The organism is Rhodococcus sp. D-6 (assembly GCF_040256695.1).
Classification (GTDB): domain Bacteria; phylum Actinomycetota; class Actinomycetes; order Mycobacteriales; family Mycobacteriaceae; genus Rhodococcus; species Rhodococcus pyridinivorans.
In genome coordinates this window covers 3,190,714-3,213,625 of the sequence record NZ_CP132970.1, presented here as the reverse complement: position 1 = coordinate 3,213,625, position 22,912 = coordinate 3,190,714, and the positions used below count along the sequence as shown (strand labels likewise).

At 67.6% G+C, this 22,912-nt stretch carries 20 protein-coding genes and 1 riboswitch; of the genes, 18 read left to right on the top strand and 2 right to left on the bottom strand.

Features of this window, described 5'->3' with window-relative positions:
- Positions 1-38: 38 nt before the first annotated feature.
- A complete protein-coding gene (locus tag RBB84_RS15005; protein WP_064256574.1) occupies positions 39-602 on the bottom strand; it encodes an alternate-type signal peptide domain-containing protein in 564 nt (187 codons plus the stop codon).
- Positions 603-752: 150 nt separating this feature from the next.
- The gene (locus RBB84_RS15000; protein ID WP_060650549.1) at positions 753-1,526 is read right to left on the bottom strand and encodes a sulfite exporter TauE/SafE family protein; all 774 of its coding nucleotides are present in this window, start codon (positions 1,524-1,526) and stop codon (positions 753-755) included.
- Between the two features lie 149 nt (positions 1,527-1,675).
- A riboswitch (SAM riboswitch) is annotated at positions 1,676-1,768 on the top strand.
- A 368-nt stretch (positions 1,769-2,136) separates the two neighbouring features.
- On the opposite strand from RBB84_RS15000, the gene RBB84_RS14995 reads away from it, so the two are divergent.
- The 18 genes from RBB84_RS14995 (at position 2,137) to RBB84_RS14910 (ending at position 22,909) form a co-directional block, all read left to right on the top strand.
- The gene (locus tag RBB84_RS14995; RefSeq protein WP_041803812.1) at positions 2,137-3,084 is read left to right on the top strand and encodes an amino acid ABC transporter permease; all 948 of its coding nucleotides are present in this window, start codon (positions 2,137-2,139) and stop codon (positions 3,082-3,084) included.
- The gene (locus RBB84_RS14990; RefSeq protein WP_024101839.1) at positions 3,081-3,863 is read left to right on the top strand and encodes an amino acid ABC transporter ATP-binding protein; all 783 of its coding nucleotides are present in this window, start codon (positions 3,081-3,083) and stop codon (positions 3,861-3,863) included. Before RBB84_RS14995 ends, RBB84_RS14990 begins: the two co-directional genes overlap by 4 nt.
- Positions 3,864-3,898: 35 nt before the next feature.
- Entirely contained in the window at positions 3,899-4,873 is a 975-nt protein-coding gene (locus RBB84_RS14985; protein ID WP_060650551.1) for an ABC transporter substrate-binding protein, read from the top strand.
- Between the two features lie 23 nt (positions 4,874-4,896).
- Positions 4,897-6,030: an FAD-dependent oxidoreductase gene (locus RBB84_RS14980; protein WP_064256575.1), complete on the top strand. Its 1,134-nt coding sequence runs from the start codon at positions 4,897-4,899 to the stop codon at positions 6,028-6,030.
- Positions 6,027-6,533 carry a GNAT family N-acetyltransferase gene (locus RBB84_RS14975; RefSeq protein WP_041803440.1) on the top strand — a complete coding sequence of 169 codons (507 nt, stop codon included), beginning with the start codon at positions 6,027-6,029 and terminating at the stop codon, positions 6,531-6,533. The genes RBB84_RS14980 and RBB84_RS14975 overlap by 4 nt, the downstream gene beginning before the upstream one ends.
- The gene (locus RBB84_RS14970) at positions 6,530-7,576 is read left to right on the top strand and encodes an LLM class flavin-dependent oxidoreductase (RefSeq protein WP_064256576.1); all 1,047 of its coding nucleotides are present in this window, start codon (positions 6,530-6,532) and stop codon (positions 7,574-7,576) included. Before RBB84_RS14975 ends, RBB84_RS14970 begins: the two co-directional genes overlap by 4 nt.
- A gap of 210 nt (positions 7,577-7,786) precedes the next feature.
- A complete protein-coding gene (locus RBB84_RS14965; protein ID WP_064256577.1) occupies positions 7,787-9,415 on the top strand; it encodes an ABC transporter substrate-binding protein in 1,629 nt (542 codons plus the stop codon).
- Between the two features lie 3 nt (positions 9,416-9,418).
- Positions 9,419-10,429, top strand: a complete 1,011-nt coding sequence (locus tag RBB84_RS14960) for an ABC transporter permease (protein WP_064256578.1) — start codon at positions 9,419-9,421, stop codon at positions 10,427-10,429.
- The gene (locus RBB84_RS14955) at positions 10,422-11,315 is read left to right on the top strand and encodes an ABC transporter permease (RefSeq protein WP_064256579.1); all 894 of its coding nucleotides are present in this window, start codon (positions 10,422-10,424) and stop codon (positions 11,313-11,315) included. Before RBB84_RS14960 ends, RBB84_RS14955 begins: the two co-directional genes overlap by 8 nt.
- Positions 11,312-12,907 (top strand): ABC transporter ATP-binding protein, encoded by a 1,596-nt coding sequence (locus RBB84_RS14950; protein ID WP_064256580.1) that lies wholly within the window; start codon positions 11,312-11,314, stop codon positions 12,905-12,907. Before RBB84_RS14955 ends, RBB84_RS14950 begins: the two co-directional genes overlap by 4 nt.
- Positions 12,897-13,988 (top strand): LLM class flavin-dependent oxidoreductase, encoded by a 1,092-nt coding sequence (locus RBB84_RS14945; protein ID WP_064256581.1) that lies wholly within the window; start codon positions 12,897-12,899, stop codon positions 13,986-13,988. The genes RBB84_RS14950 and RBB84_RS14945 overlap by 11 nt, the downstream gene beginning before the upstream one ends.
- A gap of 13 nt (positions 13,989-14,001) precedes the next feature.
- Entirely contained in the window at positions 14,002-15,372 is a 1,371-nt protein-coding gene (locus RBB84_RS14940; protein ID WP_024101829.1) for an NtaA/DmoA family FMN-dependent monooxygenase, read from the top strand.
- Positions 15,369-16,139, top strand: coding sequence for a DUF1684 domain-containing protein (locus RBB84_RS14935; protein WP_024101828.1), 771 nt, complete (start codon positions 15,369-15,371; stop codon positions 16,137-16,139). Before RBB84_RS14940 ends, RBB84_RS14935 begins: the two co-directional genes overlap by 4 nt.
- Positions 16,136-17,275, top strand: a complete 1,140-nt coding sequence (locus RBB84_RS14930; protein ID WP_064256582.1) for an LLM class flavin-dependent oxidoreductase — start codon at positions 16,136-16,138, stop codon at positions 17,273-17,275. The genes RBB84_RS14935 and RBB84_RS14930 overlap by 4 nt, the downstream gene beginning before the upstream one ends.
- A 155-nt stretch (positions 17,276-17,430) precedes the next feature.
- Positions 17,431-18,291 carry a DUF559 domain-containing protein gene (locus tag RBB84_RS14925; RefSeq protein WP_350246222.1) on the top strand — a complete coding sequence of 287 codons (861 nt, stop codon included), beginning with the start codon at positions 17,431-17,433 and terminating at the stop codon, positions 18,289-18,291.
- Positions 18,292-18,416: 125 nt separating this feature from the next.
- Complete coding sequence (fgd, locus tag RBB84_RS14920) at positions 18,417-19,430, top strand: glucose-6-phosphate dehydrogenase (coenzyme-F420) (protein ID WP_024101825.1); 1,014 nt, start codon at positions 18,417-18,419, stop codon at positions 19,428-19,430.
- A 183-nt stretch (positions 19,431-19,613) separates the two neighbouring features.
- A complete protein-coding gene (gene pta, locus RBB84_RS14915; protein WP_064255561.1) occupies positions 19,614-21,698 on the top strand; it encodes a phosphate acetyltransferase in 2,085 nt (694 codons plus the stop codon).
- The gene (locus RBB84_RS14910) at positions 21,695-22,909 is read left to right on the top strand and encodes an acetate kinase (RefSeq protein ID WP_006553664.1); all 1,215 of its coding nucleotides are present in this window, start codon (positions 21,695-21,697) and stop codon (positions 22,907-22,909) included. The genes pta and RBB84_RS14910 overlap by 4 nt, the downstream gene beginning before the upstream one ends.
- The last annotated feature ends 3 nt before the right edge of the window (positions 22,910-22,912 follow it).

The window sequence follows — 22,912 nt, the reverse complement described above, 5'->3', positions numbered from 1 at the left end:
CGGCTGCGGCGATCCAGGCCCATCCCCGCTTCATGTCCTCACGCGGGAGCGGGGTTCGTGTTCTGCTGCAGATTCAGGCTCAGATTGCCGAGATCGACGGTCTCGTTCTGTCCGGTCGTCCCCGATGTGGCCGGATCGAACGTGATGGTGATGTCGACCGAAATGCCCTGAGGCGCACCGCCGTTTGCCACGACCTGAACACCGTCGGCTCCACCGGTGAACGACTGGCCGGCGTACTCGCCGTCGATGGTGGTGATCAGGGCGTTTCGCAAGTCGGTATTTCCCGTGACGCCATCCAGATTCGCGGTGAGTGTGGCTTCCAGATTGTCGCCCTGGGCGGTGAGCGTGGAGGCGCAGGTGTAACGCACCGTGTCGCCCGGGACGATTCGGAACGATGAAATGTCACCGATCGTCGCTCCACCATTGCCGACATCGGTCCACGTTCCGCCGCCGGCGCACTCCCCGAGCGTCAGCTGACCGGATGTGATGGTACCGGCGTCACCGTCGGTCTGATCGTTCCAGAACGCGAGGCTGCCCAGTCCGCCCAGGAGCAGGATGGCTCCGGCCCCTGCGGCGATGGCCCCTTTGGTCTGTTTCTTCATACGATTGCTCCCCTCGAAGGTCGTGCTCCCGACCTTCGTCAGGTACCCGTTGTGATCGACTCCATACCAACCATCTGGTATTTCTGTGACGGGTGTTGCCTCTGAGGCGATAGGAGACGATTTCGTTACCGCCGGGAAGAAATGACCGGCTCAGAACAACAGCCGGTACAGCCCGATCAGGCCGACAACGACGATGACGATCCGCAACGCGACCGGCGACAGGCGCCGGCCGTAGTGGGAACCGAGATAGCCACCGATCAAAGAACCCACCGCGATCAGTGCGGCCACGGTCCAGTCGATCCGGTCGAACGCCACCAGGATGTACGCGCACGCGGCCACGACGTTCACCACCAGCGACAGCAGATTCTTCACCGCGTTCTGTCGCTGGATGTGGTCGTGCAGCAACGCTCCGAACAAACCCATGAGCAGAATGCCCTGCGCCGCCGTGAAATAGCCGCCGTAGATGCCGACGGCGAAGGTGCCGACGACGAGCAGTGTCATCCGCACCGGTCCGAGGTGGCCGTCGGCGTCGCCGCCGGTTCTGCGGGCCACCCACGCCTGGATCTTCGGCTGGAACACGACGAGGGTAAGGGCCAGGAGGAGCAGGATGGGTACGACCGTCTCGAAGACGGTCTCAGGCAGGTGGAGCAGGAGCCACGCTCCTACCAGTGCCCCGCAGAACGACGCCGGGATCTGCCATCGCAGCCGCTCCCATTGCCCGCGCAGCTCGCGCCGATACCCCCAGGTGCCTGACACACCTCCAGCGACCAGGCCGATCGCGTTGGACATCGTCGCGGTCACCGGGGGCACACCGAACGCGACGAGCGTCGGGAAGGTGATGAGAGTGCCGGATCCGACGAGGGAGTTGATCGCTCCGGCGCCCAGTCCGGCCAATGCGACGAGGAAGAGTTCGAGCGGGGTCACCGAGGCGAGTCTACGGCGTACCGAAACCGGCCTTGTCGTCGATGCCGGGGCACCGCGTCGACATCGACATCGGTCTCGACGAGGAACGGATTTCCGTCACAGTGAGAGAAAGCCTTTCCGCGGCGTGCCGCACTCCGTAGCTTGAGGCGCGACCATCCAGAGCGACCGAGAGACCTGGCTCTACGACGTCGCAGCAACCCCCCGTACGCGGGTGCGGGTGCTACCGCCGGGATCGATGGAGGAACGAGCATGACCCGCTGGACCGAGCGCGCCTCGTGGTGCCGCCTGCACATCGACCTGTGCCGCGGTACTTCGCAGCGGTGTCACGGCGGTACTCCGCACCGGTGTCATAGCGGTACTCCGCACCGGTGTCACGGCGGTACTCCGCAGCGGTGTCATAGCGGTACTTCGCACCGGTGTCGTCGCTGAGCCGAGCCGCTCGCCGAACCTCCCGTCGTTCTTCGCCGCGTGAGTCCCGGCCCGTCCGCAGGGGGACGGGCCGGGACCCACGTCTGCACCCTCGCTTTCCCACACCCCGCATTCCCGAAAGGCCCATTCCGATGGCTCCCGCCCACAGGACGTCGCCGTGAGCACGTCCACCGATCTCCGCATTCCCGACGCCCCCGCCGACCACACCGACGACGAGAACCTGGTCGTCGCCCGGAAATGGCATCCGTGGCGCTGGGTGATCAGCGCCGCCGTGTTGATCCTCGTTGCCCAGTTCGTGCACGGCCTGGCCATCAACCCCGGCTGGGACTGGGCGACCTTCGCGCAGTACTTCACCGCATCGTCCGTGCTCTCCGCACTGTGGATGACGATCGAGTTGACGCTGTGGGGCACGGTCCTAGGCTTCGCGCTCGGTGTGCTCCTCGCGATCGGGCGGTTGTCGAACAATCCTGTTCTGCAGGTGGTCTCGTGGACGTACATCTGGGCGTTCCGATCGATCCCTCTCATCGTCCAGTTGCTGTTCTGGTTCAACATCGCCTACCTGTACAAGACGTTGTCGATCGGCATCCCCTTCGGCCCGGCCTTCTTCGAGTTCGGTGTCGCCGGGGTGATCTCCGGCTTCACCGCCGCTGTCATCGGTCTGGCGCTCCACCAAGCGGCCTACTCCGCCGAGATCATCCGCGCCGGCATCATCTCCGTCGACCACGGCCAGATCGAGGCGGCCAACGCGCTCGGCATCCCGCGTTACCGGCAGTTCGTGAAGATCGTTCTCCCGCAGGCCATGCGGGCGATCCTCCCAAACGCCGCCAACGAGGTGATCAGCCTGTTCAAAGGCACGTCGATCGTCTCCACCATGGCCATCGCCGAACTCTTCTACCAGGTACAGGTGATCTTCGGCCGCACCGGACGCGTCGTTCCGATGCTCATGGTCGCGACCGTTTGGTACATCATCCTCACCACGATCCTGTCGATCGGGCAGTACTACGTCGAACGGCACTACGCCCGCGGTTCGGCACGCGCACTACCGCTCACCCCGTGGCAACGTGTGGTCGCGAAATACCGCGAGATCCGCGACAGCGGCATCGGTGCACCACGGGGAGCGACGAAATGACCGCCACCCGGGACGACGTCGACCACGTCGTCGACGTGCGCGGAGTCCACAAGTCGTTCGGCACGCTCGAAGTCCTGAAAGGCATCGACTTGCAACTCCGCAAGGGCACGGTCACCGTGATCCTCGGTCCGTCCGGATCCGGGAAATCCACCCTCCTGCGCACCCTCAACCACCTCGAGAAGGTCGACCGCGGCACCGTCCGTATCGACGGCGAGCTGATCGGCTACAAGCGTCGCGGGAACAAGCTGCACGAGTTGCGTGCCCGTGACATCCTCCGTCAACGCTCCCGCATCGGCTTCGTCTTCCAGAACTTCAACCTCTTCCCGCACCTGACCGCCCTCGAGAACGTCGTCGAGGCACCGGTGTCGGCGCAGGGACGCGACCGCACGGAGGTCGAGTCGGAGGCTCGTGCCCTGCTCGACCGCGTCGGCGTGGGCGACAAGCTGCACGACTATCCGAAACAGTTGTCCGGCGGTCAGCAGCAGCGCGTCGCGATCGCGCGGGCCCTGGCCCTGCGACCCGCAGTGATCCTGTTCGACGAGCCCACTTCGGCGCTCGACCCCGAACTCGTCGGTGAGGTGCTCGCCGTCATCCGCGACCTCGCCGGCGACGGCGCGACCCTCGTGATCGTCACACACGAGATCGGTTTCGCCCGTGAGGTCGCCGACACCGTCGTCTTCATGGACGGCGGCGTCATCGTCGAACAGGGACCACCCCACGAGGTCCTCGACAATCCGCAGCAGGAACGCACCGCGTCGTTCCTGTCGCGCGTTCTCTGATTCCCCTCCCCACCACAGCACTCGAGAAGGTAACGATGTTCGCTTCCTCCCGCCGGGTCCGCCTGTTGACCTCGGCCCTGACCGCCGTCGCTCTCCTGGGCGTCGCGGCCTGCGGCTCCGACGCAGATGCCGGCACCGACACCGATGCCGCGACGACGGCCGGTTACAACCTCACCGCGGACCAGAACCGCATCACCACCGACCCGGTCGAGGAGATCGCCGCGAAGGTTCCTCAGGAGATCCGCGACCGCGGCACGCTGGTCGTCACCGGATCCGCCGGTACCGCACCGCCGCTGCGTTTCTACGCCGACGACGACACGACGATCATCGGATCCGAGACCGACTTCGCTCATCTCATCGGGAACGTGCTCGACCTGGACATCGAACTCACCGCCGCCGACTGGGCGCAGAACTTCGTCCGCGTCGACTCCGGTGAGGCGGACGTGTTCATCTCGAACGTCACCGTCACCGAGGAACGCAAGGAGAAGTACGACTTCGCCACCTACCGCCTCGACAGCCTCGCCGTCGAGGTCGGCAAGGACAGCGGCATCACCTTCGACGGACCCGAGGACATCGCCGGCCTGACGATCGGTGTCGGCTCCGGAACCAACCAGGAGTCGCTGCTCGTCGAATGGAACGAGCAGAACGTCGCCGCCGGGCTCGAACCCGCCGAGATCCTCTACTACCAGAACGCCGTCGACTACTACCTCGCGCTCGGCTCCGGACGCATCGACGCGTACGTCGGACCGAACCCGACCTCGGCGTTCCACGTCCTGCAGGCAGGTGAGACGGAGATCGCCGGCACGTTCTCGGGCGCGGGCCTCGACCTGCAGGGCGAGATCGCGGTGCTCACGAAGAAGGACAACGGACTGATCCAGGCGATCAACGAGGCGATCAACCACATCATCGAGAACGGCACCTATGCAGAGGTTCTCGAACGATGGGGCATCAGCAACGAGGCGATCGAGGTCTCACGCATCAACCCGCCCGGACTCCCCAAGACCGCCTAGGCCGGAAGCGAGAGGAAGACGGCATGACTCGCGTCAGCAGACTCGTCGACGTCGTGGTGATCGGTGGCGGTGTCATCGGCTCTGCGGCGGCCTGGCGACTCGCCGCACGTGGCCGAACGGTGGTCCTGCTCGAACAGTTCGAGCAGGGACACCACCGCGGTGCCTCGCACGGCACCTCCCGCATCTACCGGCAGGCCTACGGCGGGCAGTTCTACACCGCACTCGCGGCCCGCACCCTGCCGCTCTGGCGGCGGCTCGAGGAGACCACCGGCAGCCGGGTCCTCGAACTCACCGGGGCGGTCGACCACGGACTCCCGACGGCCGTCCACGCCAAGGCGAAGGCGCTGTATCAGCTCGGTATCGCGCACAGTGTCCTCACACCGGCGGAGGCGCAGCGCCGCTGGCACGGCATCAGATTCGACACCACGGTGCTGCACCACCCCGACGCCGGCCGGTTGCACGCCGACCGTTCGGTGACGGCACTGCAACAGGCCGCGGCGCAGGCCAGCGCGGACGTCCGGCACACCACCCCGGTCCGCACCGTCCGCGCGTCCGATCGCGGCGTCGAGATCGTGCTCGACACCGAGGTGATCACCGCGCGGCACGTCGTCGTCGCGGCGGGAGCATGGACGCGGACCGTCCTGGACGGGCTTACCGGTGGCACAGCACCCCACCTGCCGGCCCTGCGCACGACACAGGAACAACCGGCGCACTTCGTCCCGTTCACCGACGCGCAGTGGCCGAGCTTCGTCCACCACCGCGGTGCCGAACTCGACGGGGAGGGCATCTACGGCCTCGGTTCCGTCGACGGCATCAAGATCGGTGAACACGGCACCGGGCCGCATGTCGAACCCGACAGCCGCAGCTTCGTGGCGGACCCGGACGGTGTGCGCCGGCTCGTCGACTACGCGCGCACGTGGCTGCCGGGCGTCGATGCCGAGAGCGCACGGGTGGATACCTGCCTGTACACGACGACACCGGACTCGAACTTCGTCGTCGACCGAGCAGGCGCCGTCACCGTCGCCGCCGGATTCTCGGGGCACGGCTTCAAATTCGCGCCCGCCATCGGCGAACTCGTCGCCGACCTCGCCGACGGCACCGCCACCAGCCCCGAACCGTTCCGATTCGGCACGCGGCAACCGGCGGTGGCCTCGTGAGCGGGACCAGCAGACTCGAGGTCAGGGCGGTGCGTCAGGACGATCCCCTCGCCGCACCGCTGCTCGAGGAACTCGCGGTCGAGTACAGCACCCGCTACGAGCACTCCTTCGACGAACAGTACGAGAGTCTCGTCGGCTACCCGGAGGACCGGTTCGCGCCACCCGACGGTGCCCTGCTCGTCCTCATCGAGGACGGGGTGCCCGTCGCCGGTGGCGCCTTCCAGCGCTACGACGAGAACACCGCAGAACTCAAACGGATCTGGACGTCGAAGGACCATCGACGTCGCGGTCTCGGTCGCATCGTGGTCGCCGAACTCGAAGCCGAGGCCCTGCGTCGCGGATACACCCGCATCTACCTCACGACAGGGTGGCGGCAACCCGAGGCCGTCGCGCTGTATCTCGCGGCCGGATACACCGCCCTGTTCGACTCCCGGCGACCCGCAGAGGAGATCGGTCCGCATCCCTTCGAGAAGTTCCTGGTCGGAAAGGCGGTCTCCGCATGAAGTTCCTGCTGCTCAGTCTCATCACCCACCATCCCGATCCCGTGACGGGAGAATGGCTCTCGCCGTCCGAACGGATCCGGGAGGTCGTCGACACCGCCGTGCTCGCCGAACAACTCGGATTCGAAGGATTCGCGGTGGGGGAGCGGCACGAGAAGCCGTTCCTCGCGTCGTCGCCTCCGGTGATCCTGGCCCACATCGCGGCGCGGACCAGCACACTCGAACTGTGGACCGGCGTCACGACGCTGAGCCTGCTCGACCCCGTCCGCGCGTTCGAGGACTACTCCACGCTCGACAACCTGTCGGGTGGGCGCCTGCAGCTCATGATCGGCAAGGGTAACGGCACCGCCCAGGCCGACCTGTTCCACGTCACGCCCGACGACCAATGGGACCGCAACCGTGAGGGTTACGAGCTGTTCCGGGCACTGTGGGAGAACGAGACGGTCACGTGGGAGGGTCGGTTCCGGCCGCCGCTCACCGACGCCGTCACCGTACCCCGGCCGCTGCAGCAGCGCCTGACCATCTGGCACGGCAGCGCTACCAGTCGCGAATCGGTCGATCTCGCAGCCCGATACGGTGACCCGATCTTCTCCGCGAACGTCACCAACCCGATCGAACCGTACGCCGAACTCATCGACCACTACCGGGAACGGTGGGCCGCCTACGGTCACGATCCCGCCGAGGTGCGGGTCGGTGCCGGGACGGCGGGACTGTACGTCGCGCGCACCTCGCAGGAGGCGATCGAGGCCTACCGTCCCCAGTTCGAACAGCGACGCGAATTCGCTCGCGAGAACGGACTTCCCGTCGTCTTCGAGACCGTCGAGGACTTCGTCGAACGCAGCTCCGCGCTCATCGGGAGCCCTCAGCAGGTGATCGACAAGGTTCTCCGCTACCACGAACGTTTCGGCCACGAGGTCATGCACGTGACCGCCGACCGCGGCGGGTTCCACGTGGCGGAGCAGCGCGCGAGTCTCGAACTGTTCCAGGCGGAGGTCGCTCCTGGATTGCGCGCGGCGGTCCCGCACCGCGATGCCCTCACCGTCTGAGACCGCTGTCCCGGGAACCGTTTCGATCGCAGTGAAAAAAACGGTGTGCCCGATCCGCGAGACTCCGTAACCTCGGGAAGCGAGCCACCCAGAGCGGCCGCAATCCCCGCTGACATCCCGTTCCACAGGGACGACATCCCACCCCCGCCCGCTCGGCGGCATCCGCACGGTGATGCTGCCGGAGGCCTGTCCAGATCACGGAGCCCGTCGTTGTCCATCTCGTCCTCCTCCGCGTCCCGGTTCGTCGTCACGGCCGCCGCCACCGCCGTACTGGGCGCAGCGCTGACCGCCTGCGGAACCGGTGCCGCGGCGAACTCGGAGCCCACCGGCGACCCGCAGCCCGGCGGCACCCTGCGGTACGGATTGTCGGTCCCACCCACCTGCGCCGATCCCGCGCAGGCCGCCAGCAACCAGACCATCTACGTCGCCCGGCAGGTCGTCGACTCGCTCACCGACCAGGACCCCGCGACCGGTGAGATCGTGCCGTGGCTGGCGGAGAGCTGGGAATCGAACGCCGACGGCACGCAGTTCACTTTCCGGTTGAAGGAAGGCGTGACCTTCAGCGACGGCACCCCGCTGACCGCGGACTCCGTGAAGAAGAACTTCGACGCGATCGTGAACACCCTCGGCGGGGTGAAGGCGCCGCAGGCCGTGGGGTATCTCGCGGGATACGCCGGCACTACGGTCGTCGACGACCGGACCGCACAGGTGAACTTCTCCGTGCCGAACGCGCCGTTCCTGCAGGCCACCGCAAGTCATCAGCTGGGCCTGCTCTCGGATGCCGACACCGCCAAGAGCGCCGAGGAACGCTGCGCCGGTGACCTGTCGGGCACCGGCCCGTTCGTCTACGAGGACTACCAGCAGGACAAGTCCGCCACCCTCGTCAAGCGCACGGGTTACTCGTGGGGTTCGGAGGCATTCGGGCACGACGGTGAGGCCTATCTCGACCGGATCGAGTTCACGATCGTCCCCGAATCCGGTGTCCGCACCGGATCGCTCGCCTCCGGTCAGCTCGACGCCATCTCGGATGCGCTGCCGCAGGACGCGGCGCAGATCGAAAGTGCCGGCGGCCGCATCCTGACCACTCCGAATCCGGGTATCCCGTTCGGCTTCCAACCCAACCTCAGTCGCGGTGTCCTCACCGACCCGGCCGTGCGCAGCGCGATCGTCCCGGCGATCAACCGGCAGGAACTGGTGGACACGGTCCTCGGACCGGAATTCCGCCCCGCGACCAGCACGCTCGCGTCCGCGACCCCCGGTTACGTCGAACTCGCCGACGTCACCTACGACCCGGCGAAGGCCGAGAAGATCCTCGACGAGGCCGGCTGGGTGCCCGGTCCCGACGGCATCCGAGTCAAGGACGGGCAGCGCCTGAGCTTCCCCGTGCTGTTCAGCTCGGTGTTCGCCGGCAACCAGGCCATTCTCGAACTGGTGCAGCAACAGCTGCGGGCGGTGGGAATCGACCTGCAGCTCGACCTCGTCTCCACTCCGGAGAACACCGCACGCCAGAATGCCGGCGACTTCGAGGCGTCCTACTACAACAGCACCCGGGCCGACGGCGACATCCTGCGCACGGCATTCGGGCTCGACGGGCGGAACCTCAACCAGCGCAATCCCATTCCGGATCTCGACGACGTGCTCGCCCAGCAGCTGTCCACGACCGACCCGGCCGCACGTGCCGAGCTCATCGGCCGGGCGCAGCAGCTCGTCCTCGACAACGGACTGTGGATCCCGACGGTCGAACTGTCGCAGGCGATCGGTGCCGGACCGAACGTCGCCGACCTGAAGTTCGAGGCGTCGGCGCGACTGCAGTTCTTCGACACCTGGCTGGGCGAGTAGATCATGCTGCGCTATCTCGGTTTCCGTGTGCTCCAGGCCGTCGGGGTGCTGTGGGCGGCGTTCACGGTGTCGTTCGCGGTCCTGTTCCTGCTCCCCTCGGATCCGGTCTCCCTCGCCGCCGGTGCCGACGCCGGAACACCGGTCGATGCCGCCGCTATCGAACAGCTCCAGGCGCGGTACGGCCTCGACCAACCGGTCGCGGTGCAGTACTGGAACGCGCTGAGCAACGCGGTCCGAGGCGATTTCGGTATGTCCATCTCCACCGGACAGCAGGTGACCGATGCGATCGCTGCCGCCCTGCCGAGCACCCTCGTCCTGGCGGGCACGGCCCTGGTGTTCGCCCTGGTGTTCGGCACGGCGGTCGCCTTCCTCGCGACCTACACCCGGGCGCAGCGGCTCCGTAGCCTGCTGTTCTCGCTACCACCGCTGGGTGTTGCGGTGCCGACCTTCTGGGTGGGCCTGATCCTGTTGCAGCTCTTCTCGTTCCGATTGAGACTGTTCCCGGCTTTCGGTGACCAGGGCATCGAGCACGTGATCCTTCCTGCGATCACCCTGGCGCTGCCCACCGGCGCGGTGATCGCCCAGGTCCTCGCGACCAGCCTGCAGACGACCTGGCGGCAGCCGTTCATCGAAGCGGCGCGTGCGAAAGGCGCGTCCCGCCTGCGTATCCAGACGCGGCACGCCCTGAAGCTGTCGAGCATCCCCGCCTTCACGATCGCCGGCGTCATCGTCGGGAACCTCCTCGCGGGGTCCGTGGTGGTCGAGACGGTCTTCTCCCGGGCCGGTATCGGGCGTCTGACCCAGATGTCGGTGATGGCGCAGGACATTCCGGTGGTGCTCGGCATCGTCGTGTTCTCGTCCACCGTATTCGTGCTCGTCAACCTCGCCGTCGACCTGCTCTACCCCCTCATCGACCCGCGGATCACCCACGGCATCGACCGGGGTGGCGCAGCCTCGACCGAGGACGATCCGACCCACGACGACACTCTCCTGGAGGTCGAGGCACGTGTCTGACACTCTCGTCCGCGAAACACTTCCGGCAACGCCGCTACCGGAACCTCATTCGCGCAGAAGAATCCGGATCACGTCCGTCGCGGCAGGGGTGCGGCGCAACGCCGTGCTCGTCGTGTCGTCGATCGTGCTGCTCCTCGCGGTGGGCTTCGCGCTGTTCCCGTCGCTCTTCGCTTCGGGCGACCCGCTGCAGGGTGTGCCCGCCGAGAAGCTGCAGGGACCGAGCGTCGCGCACTGGTTCGGCACCGACAATCTCGGCCGAGACGTGTACACGCGCGTCGTGCACGGATCCGGTCTGTCGCTCACCGCGACGCTCGTCGCGGTCGGCCTCGCCCTCGTGGTCGGCTCGTCGATCGGGCTGCTGTCCGGTGCGGTCGGCGGTGCCATCGACGCCGCACTCATGCGCCTCGTCGACGTCCTGCTGTCCATCCCCGCGCTGTTGCTGTCCCTCGCGCTCGTCACGGCCCTCGGTTTCGGCACGATGAACGTCGCGATCGCCGTGGGCGTGAGCCTCGTGGCGAACTTCGCGCGCGTCATGCGTTCGGAAGTGCTGCGGGTACGCAAGGCGCTCTACGTCGAAGCGGCGTTCGCGTGCGGAGTCCGGTGGCACACCGTGCTGCGCCGGCACGTGCTGCGCAATTCGTACGCCCCCGTCGCGGCCCTCGCCGCCGTCGAATTCGGTATGGCCGTGCTGGCCGTGTCGTCGCTGAGTTTCCTCGGATTCGGTGCCGTGCCGCCGACACCCGAATGGGGGTCGCTGATCTCGGAGGGCCGCAACTATCTCGCCGCGGCCTGGTGGATGACGACCCTGCCGGGCCTGGTCATCGTCGCCATCGTGCTCTCGGCCCACCGCATCGGCCACGCCCTCGAGGACAGGAGCGCACGATGAGCCTCCTCGAAGTGCGCGACCTGCAGGTCGCCTACGGGCCGTCGCGCGAACCGGTGGTCGCGGTGAACGGTGTCGATCTCACCGTCGGTCGCGGCGAGGTCGTCGCGGTGGTCGGCGAGTCGGGATCGGGCAAGTCCACGACGGCGCACGCGATCATCGGGTTGCTTGCCGGAACCGGTCGCGTCACGGCCGGGTCGGTGTCCTTCGACGGCACGTCGCTGAACGACCTGTCCGAGCATGCCTTCGAACGCATCCGCGGCGCCCGGATCGGATTCGTTCCGCAGGACCCGACGACCTCCCTCAATCCCGTCATCCGCATCGGCGACCAGATCGCCGAGGTGCTGCGCATCCACGGTCTCGCCGACCGGCGCACCGCCCGGATCGAGGCGCTGCGCATCCTCGAGGAGGCCGGGCTCGACGACCCGCAGCTGCGCGCGAAGCAGTACCCGCAGGAACTGTCCGGCGGTCAGCGCCAGCGGGTGCTCATCGGTATCGCCCTCGCCTGCCGGCCCGACCTCGTCATCGCCGACGAACCGACCAGCGCACTCGACGTGACCGTCCAGCGCCGCATCCTCGACCACCTGGACACGCGGATCGCCGAGACCGGCACCGCGGTCCTGCTCATCACCCACGATCTGGGCGTCGCGGCGGATCGCGCCGACCGCATCGTCGTGATGCAGGGCGGCCGGGTCGTCGAGACCGGACCGGCGGCGCAGGTCCTCACCGACCCGCAACACGAGTACACGAGCGCGCTCATCGCGGCCGCGCCGAGCCTCGCGGAACGGGCCGTGCGACCCGCCCTGAAAGAGGCCACTCCGATCCTGTCGGTGTCGAAGGTGTCGAAGACCTTCCGCATCGACCGGAAGTCCTCGCTGCACGCCGTGCGGGATGTGTCCTTCGACGTTCCCCGCGGCGGCACCCTCTCGCTGGTCGGGGAGTCGGGTTCGGGCAAGTCCACGGTCGCGCGCATCGCGATCCGGCTCGAGACCCCGACCGCCGGATCGGTCCGGTTCGACGGTGACGACATCACCGCGCTCGGGGGCCGTGCCCTGCGGGCGCTGCGACGCCGGGTGCAGATCGTGCATCAGAATCCCTACGCCTCGCTCGACCCGAAGTTGAGGATCCGCGACATCGTCGCCGAACCCCTCGAGGCGTTCGGTGTCGGCACGAGAGCCGAACGCGCCGAGCACGTCGCCCGCCTCCTCGATCAAGTGGCGTTGTCGACGGCACATCTGGACCGCAGACCCGCCGAACTGTCCGGTGGGCAACGGCAACGCGTGGCCATCGCACGGGCCATCGCTCTGAACCCCGAGCTGCTGGTCCTCGACGAGCCCGTCTCGGCGCTCGACGTGTCGGTCCAGGCTCAGATCCTCGACCTGCTCACCTCGCTGCAGGCCGAACTCGGACTCGGCTACCTGTTCATCTCGCACGACCTCGCCGTCGTCCGGCAGATCAGCGACACCGTCGCCGTGATGCGCGCCGGTCGGGTCGTCGAATACGGCTCCACCGCAGAAATTTTCGACAACCCCCAACACGAGTACACGCAGACGTTACTCGAGGCCATCCCCGGGAAGGTCCATCATGTCCGATAGTTCAGAGTTGTTGCTGGCCGTCGACTTCGCCGGCACCGGCATTCACCCCTCGTCCTGGCGACGCGACGACTCGCGCGCCGAGGAACTGTTCACCCCACGCTACTGGGCAGACCTCGTCGGTGCCGCCGATCGCGCCGGCGTCGACTTCGCGTTCTTCTCCGACACCTTCGGCGTCGTCTCGGACGCGACCACGGTGCGCGGCCGGCTCGAAGCCGTCGGCCTCGCGGCGCGACTGACTACCGCAACCACGCGCATCGGCCTGATCCCCACGGCCACCGTCACCCACACAGAGCCGTTCCACGTCGCCAAGGCGATCCAGACGATCGACCACACCACATTCGGTCGCGCCGGGTGGGAGGTCGCGGTGACACCGGGCGTCGTGGAGTTGTTCGGCCGCAAGGACGATCAGGACACCGCGTCGCTGTGGGCCGAGGCGCACGAGGCCGCCGAGGTCGCGGCGCGACTGTGGGACAGCTGGGAGGACGACGCCGAGATCCGCGACGTCGCCACCGGCCGCTTCATCGATCGCGACAAGGTCCACTACATCGACTTCGTCGGCGAGTACTTCTCCGTCAAGGGATCGTCGATCGTGCCGCGATCCCCACAAGGACAACCGCTGGTCGCGGTGACGGTGACCAGTGCCGACTCCTTCGGATTCGCCGCGCAGCGAGCCGATCTCGTCCGTATCCGCGCCACCGACCTCGCCGCCGCATCCGAACTGGCCGGCCGCATCCGGGCCGCGGCGGGCGACCGGCCGATCTTCGTGCTGCTCGACGTCGACGTCCTGCTCGGCGACGACGCCGCAGCGGATCTCGCGCAGCTCGAGGCGTGGGCGGGGGAGCCGTACCGCTCCGACACGCTCGTCCACGTCGGTACGTCCGAGGACCTGATCGAACTGCTCGGCGACGCAAAGGGTGTGGACGGGGTGACCCTGCGGCCGCTCGCTCTGCCGTCCACCCTCCGCCGCCTCGTCGAGAACGTGCTACCCGTCGTCCGCGCCGAGGTCGCACCCACCACCGGAACCCTCCGCGACAGGCTCGGTCTGCCCCGTCCCGCCAGCCGCTTCGCGGCTGCTCACTGAAGGAACGATCATCGTGTCCCGCAACATTGTTCGTAAGCAGATCCACCTCGCCGCGCATTTCCCCGGTGTCAACAACACCACGGTGTGGGCCGACCCCGCGTCGAAGAGCCAGATCGACTTCTCGTCGTTCCTGCACCTCGCCCACACCGCCGAACGCGGTAGGTTCGACTTCTTCTTCCTCGCCGAAGGACTCCGGCTGCGTGAGCACCGCGGCCGCATCCACGACCTCGACGTCGTGGGGCGCCCCGACACCCTCACGGTGCTCGAGGCCCTCGCCGGTGCCACCACCCGCCTCGGCCTGGCCGGCACCATCAACACGACCTTCAACGAGCCGTACGAACTGGCCAAGCAGTTCGCGACCCTCGACCACCTCTCGGACGGTCGCGCCGCGTGGAACCTCGTCACCTCTTCGGATGCGTTCACCGGCGAGAACTTCCGTCGTGGTGGTTTCCTCGAGCACTCGCAGCGGTACGTCCGTGCCGCCGAGGTCGTCGACGTCGTGCGGGAACTGTGGGACGGCTGGTCGGCCCGCGGTCCCGAGATCGACCGTGGGGCCGGGATCTTCGCTCCCGACGGCGACATCGCGTCGTTCGACATCCACACCACCCAGTTCGACATCGCGGGTCGCTTCGAGGTGCCGCGCAGTCCCCAAGGGCATCCCGTCCTCCTGCAGGCCGGCGACTCCGATGAGGGTCGTGAGTTCGGTGCCGCCAAGGCCGACGCCATCTTCAGCCGGCACGGCACGCTCGAGGAGGGGCGCGCGTTCTACACCGACGTCAAGAACCGCCTCGCGAAGTACGGACGCAGCTGGGACGAGCTGAAGATCCTGCCCGCCGCGACCTTCGTCCTCGGCGACACCGAAGCCGAAGCGCACGAGCGGGCGCGGCAGATCCGCCTACAGCAGGTCGGTCCGCAGACGGCCATCGCCTTCCTCGAACAGGTGTGGGGCAAGGACCTGTCGTCGTACGATCCGGACGGCCCGCTGCCGGAGGTCGACCCCGAGGACAACGTCACCATCACGCGCGGCCGCGTGCGCCACGCCAAGGATCCGCTCGCCGTCGCCCGGCAGTGGAAGGAGAAGGCGGACGCCGAGAACCTGAGCATCCGCGAACTCGTCATCGAGGTCACCGCACGCCAGCAGTTCATCGGAACGCCGCAGCAGGTCGCGGACGAGATCGACCTCTACGTCCAGACCGACGCCAGCGACGGCTTCATCCTCGTCCCGCACCTCACCCCCGGCGGCCTCGACGAGTTCGTCGACAGGGTCGTCCCGCTGCTGCAGGAACGCGGCAGCTTCCGCACCGAATACGACAGCACCACCCTGCGCGGCCACCTCGGCCTGCGCGACCCGCACGCCGTCACCGAAGGAGCCCGCGCGTCATGACCGCAACACTCGATCAGTTCGTCGACGAATGGCAGCGGTGGCATGCCGAGCGCAACGACGGCCTGCGGCAACCGCTCGGCTGGCTGAGCCTCACCGCCCTGCACTGGCTCGACGAGACCCCCAACTCCTTCGACGAAGCGCCGGGACGGTGGCATGTCGACGGCGGATCGGTGGTCCACGAATTCGACGGTGAGACAACCACCTACGAGCCGGTCGAGGGTGCGCCCGGTCTCGAAGCGGAGTTCGACCGCGGCTTCGTCGAGATCATCAAGCGCACCGGACGATTCGGCATCCGCATCCACGACCGCACGGCACCGGCGCTCACGTCGTTCACCAGCGTCCCGGCCTACGAACCCGACCAGTCCTGGGTACTGACCGGCCGGTTCGAGGCATTCGACGAACAGCAGGTCGTGACGACGGGCTCGGTCGTCGACGGACTCGAACACCACCACCCGGCGGCGGGCGTGGTCCGATTCGGATACGACGGCGCCGCACACGAACTCGTCGCCTTCGGTGAAGCCGGCGGTCCGCTGCGGATCCTGTTCACCGACGCGACGAGCGGGGTGACGACCTATCCGGCAGCGCGGATCCTGCAGGTCGACACGCCGGCGGCCGACGGCACCGTCACGCTCGACTTCACCCGCGCCGCGAACCTGCCGTGTGCGTTCACCGACGCGGCGACGTGCCCGATCGCGCCGCCGCAGAACCGTCTTCCGTTCGCCGTCGAAGCCGGTGAACGCACTCCGCATGTCGGGGAGTCGTCGTGAACGCCGTGAATCCGGTTCCGCTGTCCGTGCTGGATCTTTCGCCGGTCAGCGAGGGGTCCTCGGTGCCGGAGGCGCTGCGCAACACCATCGACCTGGCGCGCCACGTCGAAGCGTGGGGGTACAAGAGGTACTGGGTCGCCGAGCACCATTTCGTCGCTGTCGCCTCGTCGGCACCCGACGTGCTCATCGGCGCGATCGCCGCCGCGACCCGCACCATCCGCATCGGTGCCGCCGCGGTTCAACTCGGACACAACACCGCGATCGGCGTCGTCGAATCCTTCGGCACCCTCGACGCCCTGTACCCGGGACGCATCGATCTCGGTCTCGGCAGGTCGGGGCAGCGACGAGCGGAGGCATTGACGGGGACGGCTCCCGAACCCGCTCCGCGGGCGACGGAGATTCGCGACGGACTGATCATCCCGCCGCCCTTCTCGCCGGCGAAGCTGCTGTCGTCGTCCCGGTCGGCCGCGAGCTTCGGCATCTTGCAGCAACCCGGTGCGCAGTCGCCCGACTTCACGCAGCAGGTCGAGGACATCCTCGCCTTCCTGGACGGCACCTACACAGCACCGGACGGAACGGATCTGCACGCCAGTCCGGGAGAAGGCGCCGACCTCGAGCTGTGGGTGTTCGGTTCGAGTGCCGGACCCTCGGCGGAACTCGCGGGTCGCCTGGGGTTGCCGTTCGGTGCGAACTACCACGTCAGCCCGGGCACGACAGTCGAAGCGGTCGAGGCGTACCGGTCGGCGTTCCGTCCGTCGCCGATCCTGAGGAAGCCCTACGTGGTGGTCTCGGCCGACGCGGTGGTCGCCGACGACGACGCCACCGCACGCGAGTTGGCGTCGACCTACGGGCATTGGACGCACAGCATCCGCTCGGGCCACGGCGCGATCCCGTACCCGGACCCGGAGACCACCCCGCCGCTGACCGACGAGAAGCGAGCCCTCGTCGACGACCGCATCGTCACCCAGTTCGTGGGGGCGCCGAGCACGGTGGCGGAGCGTCTCGACACCCTCCGCCGAGTAACGGACGCCGACGAACTCGTCGTCACCTCGGTCACCCACGGCCACGAGGACCGTCTGCGTTCCTACGAACTGCTGGCCCGCGAATGGGGATTGGCGCGGGTCCGCGCCGCGTGATCGTTCGTCGAGACCGGTGTTGTTGTCGATAACTCGCGAGAAATCGACAACAACACCGGTCTCGATTCGGCGCGTCTGGGGATAACGTCGAAAGTTCTCCACAGACGGCGGATTCGGGGTACCGGGAACGCAGGAGACCGGGCACGCTCGCGCTCATGGTCGACTTCCACGAACCGTTCGCCGGCACCGATGCACTGGCGGCCGGATCGGTGACGCGGTATCAACTTCGGCACCACTTCGTGAAGCTTCATCGCAATGTGTACGTCGCTCCGGGAGTCGAAGCGACCGCGCTGCTACGCGCGAAGGCCGCCTGGTTGTGGGCCGGAGGCGCCGGGGTACCGGCCGGACCGTCCGCAGCCGCCGTGCACGGGACCCGTTGGCTCGACGCGTCGTTGCCCGCGGAGATCGTGCGGCCCGGAAAACTGCACTCGACGCCGGGCATCATCGTTCGCAGCGTCGACGACATCGAATCCTGCGTCGTCGACGGAATGACGGTGACGATACCGGCCCGAACGGCCTTCGACCTCGCGCGCGGTGCGGACCTCGATCGGTGCGTCGAAATGGTGGACGCGCTCTGCAATGCGACCGGAACGAAGGTCCACGAGATCGAAGCGGTGGCCGCTCGGAACAAGGGCGCTCGGCACCTCGCGTCCGTACGGAAGGTTCTCGAACTCGTCGACGGAGGTGCCGCGTCACCACCGGAGACGCACACGCGGCTGCTGATCGTCCGGTCCGGTCTGCCCGTGCCGGAGACGCAGATCGAGATCTACGACGGTGGGCGGTTCGTGGCACGTGCGGACATGGGCTGGAAGCAGTGGAGGGTCCTCGTCGAGTACGACGGTGCGCAGCACTGGACCGATCGAGTACAGCGGACCATCGACATCGACCGCTATGCGTTGCTGTCGGAGCTCGGTTGGACCGTGGTGCGTGTCGGCGCCGACCTGCTGTATCGGCGACCTCGAGTCCTCGTCGAAAGGGTGCGACGCGCGTTGCACCGCGCCGGTGCCCTCGGGTGACCTGTCGAGACCGGTGTTGTGTGCGATTTTTCGGTGAATTTCGAACACAACGTCGGTCTCGACCGACGACGAGCGTCCGGTGGGCATACTCGGGGACATCGGAACGCGAACGGTCGGAGGAATCTGTGGCTCAGGGTTTGAAGTTGGGATACAAGGCGTCGGCGGAGCAGTTCGGGCCGCGCGAGTTGGTGGAGTTGGGTGTGTTGGCCGAGGCGCACGGGATGGATTCGGCGACGGTGTCGGATCATTTCCAGCCGTGGCGGCACAACGGTGGGCATGCGCCGTTCTCGTTGGCGTGGATGACCGCTGTGGGGGAGCGCACCGAAAGGTTGCAGCTGGGCACGAGTGTGCTCACGCCGACGTTCCGGTACAACCCGGCGGTGATCGCGCAGGCCTTCGCGACGATGGGGTGTCTGTATCCGGGACGGATCTTCCTCGGGGTCGGCACCGGGGAGGCTCTGAACGAGATCGCCACCGGTTATGCGGGCCAGTGGCCGGAGTTCAAGGAACGCTTCGCCCGGCTGCGTGAGTCGGTGCGGTTGATGCGTGAGCTGTGGCGTGGAGACCGGGTCGATTTCGAGGGCGAGTACTACACGACGAAGGGGGCGTCGATCTACGACGTGCCCGAGGGTGGCATCCCGGTCTATGTCGCCGCCGGTGGCCCGGTCGTGGCTCGCTATGCCGGACGCGCGGGGGACGGGTTCATCTGCACCTCGGGTAAGGGCATGGAGCTCTACACCGACAAGCTGTTGCCGGCCGTGGCGGAGGGGGCGGGTAAGGCGGAGCGGGATGTGGCGGGGATCGACAAGATGATCGAGATCAAGATCTCGTACGACACCGATCCGGACAAGGCGTTGGAGAACACCCGGTTCTGGGCACCGTTGTCGCTCACGCCGGAGCAGAAGCATTCGATCGATGATCCGATGGAGATGGAGGCGGCGGCGGATGCGTTGCCGATCGAGCAGGTCGCCAAGCGGTGGATCGTGGCGTCGGATCCGGACGAGGCGGTCGAGCAGGTCAGGGCGTATGTCGATGCGGGGTTGAATCATCTGGTGTTCCACGCGCCGGGTCATGATCAGAAGCGGTTCCTGGAGTTGTTCGAGCGCGACCTCGCCCCGCGCCTGCGCGCACTCACCTGACGTCCGACCCGCAAGATGCCGCTTCTCCGCTGAGTAGGAGCGGCACCGAGCAGCCCGACGCCCCGCGCGTGCTGCAGACCCAGTCCTGACATCCCGCGACTCCCATGCCCGGCCGGACACCTCCGGCCGGGCGTGTGCGCGGGTACGCGGGACGGAGCAAAGTTTGCAGTTAGGGTGGAATCCATGAGTGCTGCTGCAGGGTCCGTCTCGAGCATCTACATCGCAGCTCCGGAAGGGGACACCGGGAAGTCGACGGTCGCCCTGGGCGTGCTGCAGACGCTGTGCGCGTCCACCGCCCGCGTCGGTGTCTTCCGTCCCATCGCGCGCTCCGACAGCGACATCGACTACATCCTCGAACTGTTGCTCGAACACACCACCGTCGACCTCGCCTACGAGGACTGCATCGGCGTCACCTACGACGACGTCCACGACGACCCGGACGCCGCGCTCAGCGACATCGTCGGCAAGTACCACGCGGTGGCGGACCGCTGCGACGCCGTCGTCATCGTCGGCAGCGACTACACCGAGATCGCCAACCCCAGCGAACTGTCGTACAACGCCCGCATCGCGGCGAACCTCGACGCCCCGGTACTGCTCGTCCTGCGCGGTTCCCGCCGCACGCCCTCGGAGATCGCCCAGCTCGCCGGTGTGTGTGCGAACGAGCTCGCGGGACAGCACGCGCATCTCGGCGCGGTGGTGGTGAACCGCTGCGACCCCCACGCACTCGACGAGATCGCCCGGGCTCTCGGCGACCGCACCGAACCGGTGTGGACGCTCCCGGAGGTGCCCGCACTGGTCGCGCCGACGATGGCCGAGCTGCAGACCGCGATCGGAGGCGAGCTCTACAGCGGTGACCCCGACCTGCTGCAGCGGGAAGCGCTGCGGATCATGGTCGGTGGCATGACCGCCGAACGGATTCTCGAGCGGCTCACCGACGGCGTCGTCGTCATCGCTCCCGCCGACCGCTCCGACGTCATCCTCGCGCTGGTCAATGCCAATGCCGCCGAAGGATTCCCGACGCTCGCCGGCATCATCATGAACGGGGGCCTGCTGCCGCACCCGATGATCGCGCAGCTCGTCACGGCCTTGAAGCCGTCGCTGCCGATACTCACCACCGAACTCGGCACCTTCGACACCGCCTCGGCTGCCGACCGCACCCGAGGCCGCATGGCCCTCGGCGCACAGCGCAAGATCGACACGGCACTCGCGCTCATGGAACGACACGTCGATTCCCGTTCTCTGCTCGACCGGTTGCGACTGCCGCGACCGTCCGTGACCACCCCGCAGATGTTCGAATACCAGCTCATCGACCGCGCGCGGGCCCAGCAGCGGCACATCGTGTTGCCCGAGGGCGAGGACGACCGCATCCTTCGAGCCGCCGGACGCGTGCTCCAGCGTGGCATCGCGAAGCTGACGATCCTCGGCGACGAGGCAGCCGTCCGCCAGCGGGCGTCGGAACTCGGGGTGGACCTGTCGCAGGCGCAGATCCTCGACCCGCGCACTTCCGAGCACGCCGACCGGTTCGCGGAGGAGTACGCGCAGCTGCGTGCCCACAAAGGCATGACCGTCGAACGTGCGCGCGAGATCATGCGCGACATCTCATATTTCGGCACGATGATGGTGCACCTGGGACTGGCCGACGGCATGGTTTCGGGCGCGGCCCACACCACCGCCCACACGATCCGCCCCGCCCTCGAGATCATCAAGACCGAACCGGGCGTCTCCACGGTGTCGAGCATCTTCCTGATGTGCCTCGCCGACCGTGTCCTCGCGTACGGCGACTGCGCCGTCGTCCCCGACCCGACCGCCGACCAGCTCGCCGACATCGCGATTTCGTCCGCCGCGACCGCCGCCCGGTTCGGCATCGACCCGAGGGTCGCGATGCTGTCGTACTCCACCGGCGAATCCGGTTCGGGTGCCGACGTCGACAAGGTCCGCTCGGCCACGACGTTGGTGCGGGAGCGGCGACCCGACCTGCTGGTGGAAGGTCCGATCCAGTACGACGCGGCGATCGAACCGACGGTCGCGAGCGCGAAGCTGCCCGACTCCGACGTCGCCGGACGCGCCACGGTGTTCATCTTCCCGGACCTGAACACCGGCAACAACACCTACAAGGCCGTGCAGCGCAGCGCCGGTGCCGTCGCCGTCGGACCCGTCCTGCAAGGCCTGAACAAGCCGGTCAACGACCTCTCGCGGGGCGCCCTGATCCAGGACATCGTCAACACCATCGCCATCACCGCGATCCAGGCGCAGGAGGAAGACGCGTGAGCAGCCCGAACCCGGTCACCGCAGGCACCGTCCTGGTCCTCAACTCCGGATCGTCGTCGATCAAGTTCCAGCTGATCGAACCGGAGAGCGGAAAGTCGCTGGCGCACGGACTGATCGAGCGGATCGGGGAACCGGAGGGCCGGATCGTCTTCCACCACACGGCGGGGGCGGACGAACGCAACGACGCCATCGCCGACCACCGGACCGGACTGCGTGCGGTACTGGAGATGCTCGAAGGGCTGGGCCGTCCGCTGCACGAGGTGGGCATCGTCGCCGTCGGACACCGACTCGTGCACGGCGGCAAGGTCTTCTACGAACCGACCCTGATCGACGACGACGTGGTCCGCGCCGTCGACGAATTGTCGATCCTTGCGCCCCTCCACAATCCGGCGAACGTCGTGGGAATGGAGGTCGCGCGGGAGGAACTGCCCGACATCCCCCATGTGGGTGTCTTCGACACCGCCTTCTTCCACGGTCTTCCGCCGCACGCGGCGACCTATGCGATCGACCGCGACATCGCCCACAAGCACGACATCCGGCGGTACGGATTCCACGGTACTTCACACGAATACGTGTCGGGGCGTGCCGCGGAGTTCCTCGGACGCGACATCGCGGACCTGAATCTGGTTGTGCTCCATCTGGGTAACGGTGCGTCGGCGTCGGCGGTCGCAGGTGGGAGCCCGATCGACACCTCGATGGGACTGACCCCGCTCGAGGGTCTCGTCATGGGCACGCGCAGCGGCGACATCGATCCGGGTGTCGTCATGCACCTCAACCGAGCGGCCGGGTTGAAGGTCGACGCCATCGACGACCTGCTCAACCGGCATTCGGGCCTGAAGGGGCTGTCGGGTGTCAACGACTTCCGGGCTCTGCTGAAGCTCGTCGGCGAGGGCGACGAGGACGCGCGACTCGCGTACGAAGTCTACGTGCATCGCATCCGGAAGTACGTGGGCGCCTACACCTTCGAGCTCGGCGGCGTCGACGCGATCGTGTTCACCGGTGGGGTGGGGGAGAACAACGTCGACGTCCGGCGCGACAGCCTCTCCGGCCTCGACCGGCTCGGCATCGTCGTCGACGATGCGCGCAACACTGCCGACGACGACGGGGAACGCCGGATCTCGGCCGACTCGTCGCAGGTGGAGGTGCTCGTGATCCCCACGAACGAGGAACTCGCCATCGCCCGCGCGGCCGTGCAGTTCGCCCGGCGCTGACTT

Coding starts and splice junctions, on each gene's coding strand:
- RBB84_RS14960 (WP_064256578.1), top strand. CDS start 9,419: ATGCTGCGCTATCTCGGTTTCCGTGTGCTCCAGGCCGTCGGGGTGCTG.
- RBB84_RS14950 (WP_064256580.1), top strand. CDS start 11,312: ATGAGCCTCCTCGAAGTGCGCGACCTGCAGGTCGCCTACGGGCCGTCG.
- pta (WP_064255561.1), top strand. CDS start 19,614: ATGAGTGCTGCTGCAGGGTCCGTCTCGAGCATCTACATCGCAGCTCCG.
- RBB84_RS14990 (WP_024101839.1), top strand. CDS start 3,081: ATGACCGCCACCCGGGACGACGTCGACCACGTCGTCGACGTGCGCGGA.
- RBB84_RS14925 (WP_350246222.1), top strand. CDS start 17,431: ATGGTCGACTTCCACGAACCGTTCGCCGGCACCGATGCACTGGCGGCC.
- RBB84_RS14985 (WP_060650551.1), top strand. CDS start 3,899: ATGTTCGCTTCCTCCCGCCGGGTCCGCCTGTTGACCTCGGCCCTGACC.
- RBB84_RS15005 (WP_064256574.1), bottom strand. CDS start 602: ATGAAGAAACAGACCAAAGGGGCCATCGCCGCAGGGGCCGGAGCCATC.
- RBB84_RS14980 (WP_064256575.1), top strand. CDS start 4,897: ATGACTCGCGTCAGCAGACTCGTCGACGTCGTGGTGATCGGTGGCGGT.
- RBB84_RS14945 (WP_064256581.1), top strand. CDS start 12,897: ATGTCCGATAGTTCAGAGTTGTTGCTGGCCGTCGACTTCGCCGGCACC.
- RBB84_RS14970 (WP_064256576.1), top strand. CDS start 6,530: ATGAAGTTCCTGCTGCTCAGTCTCATCACCCACCATCCCGATCCCGTG.
- RBB84_RS14935 (WP_024101828.1), top strand. CDS start 15,369: ATGACCGCAACACTCGATCAGTTCGTCGACGAATGGCAGCGGTGGCAT.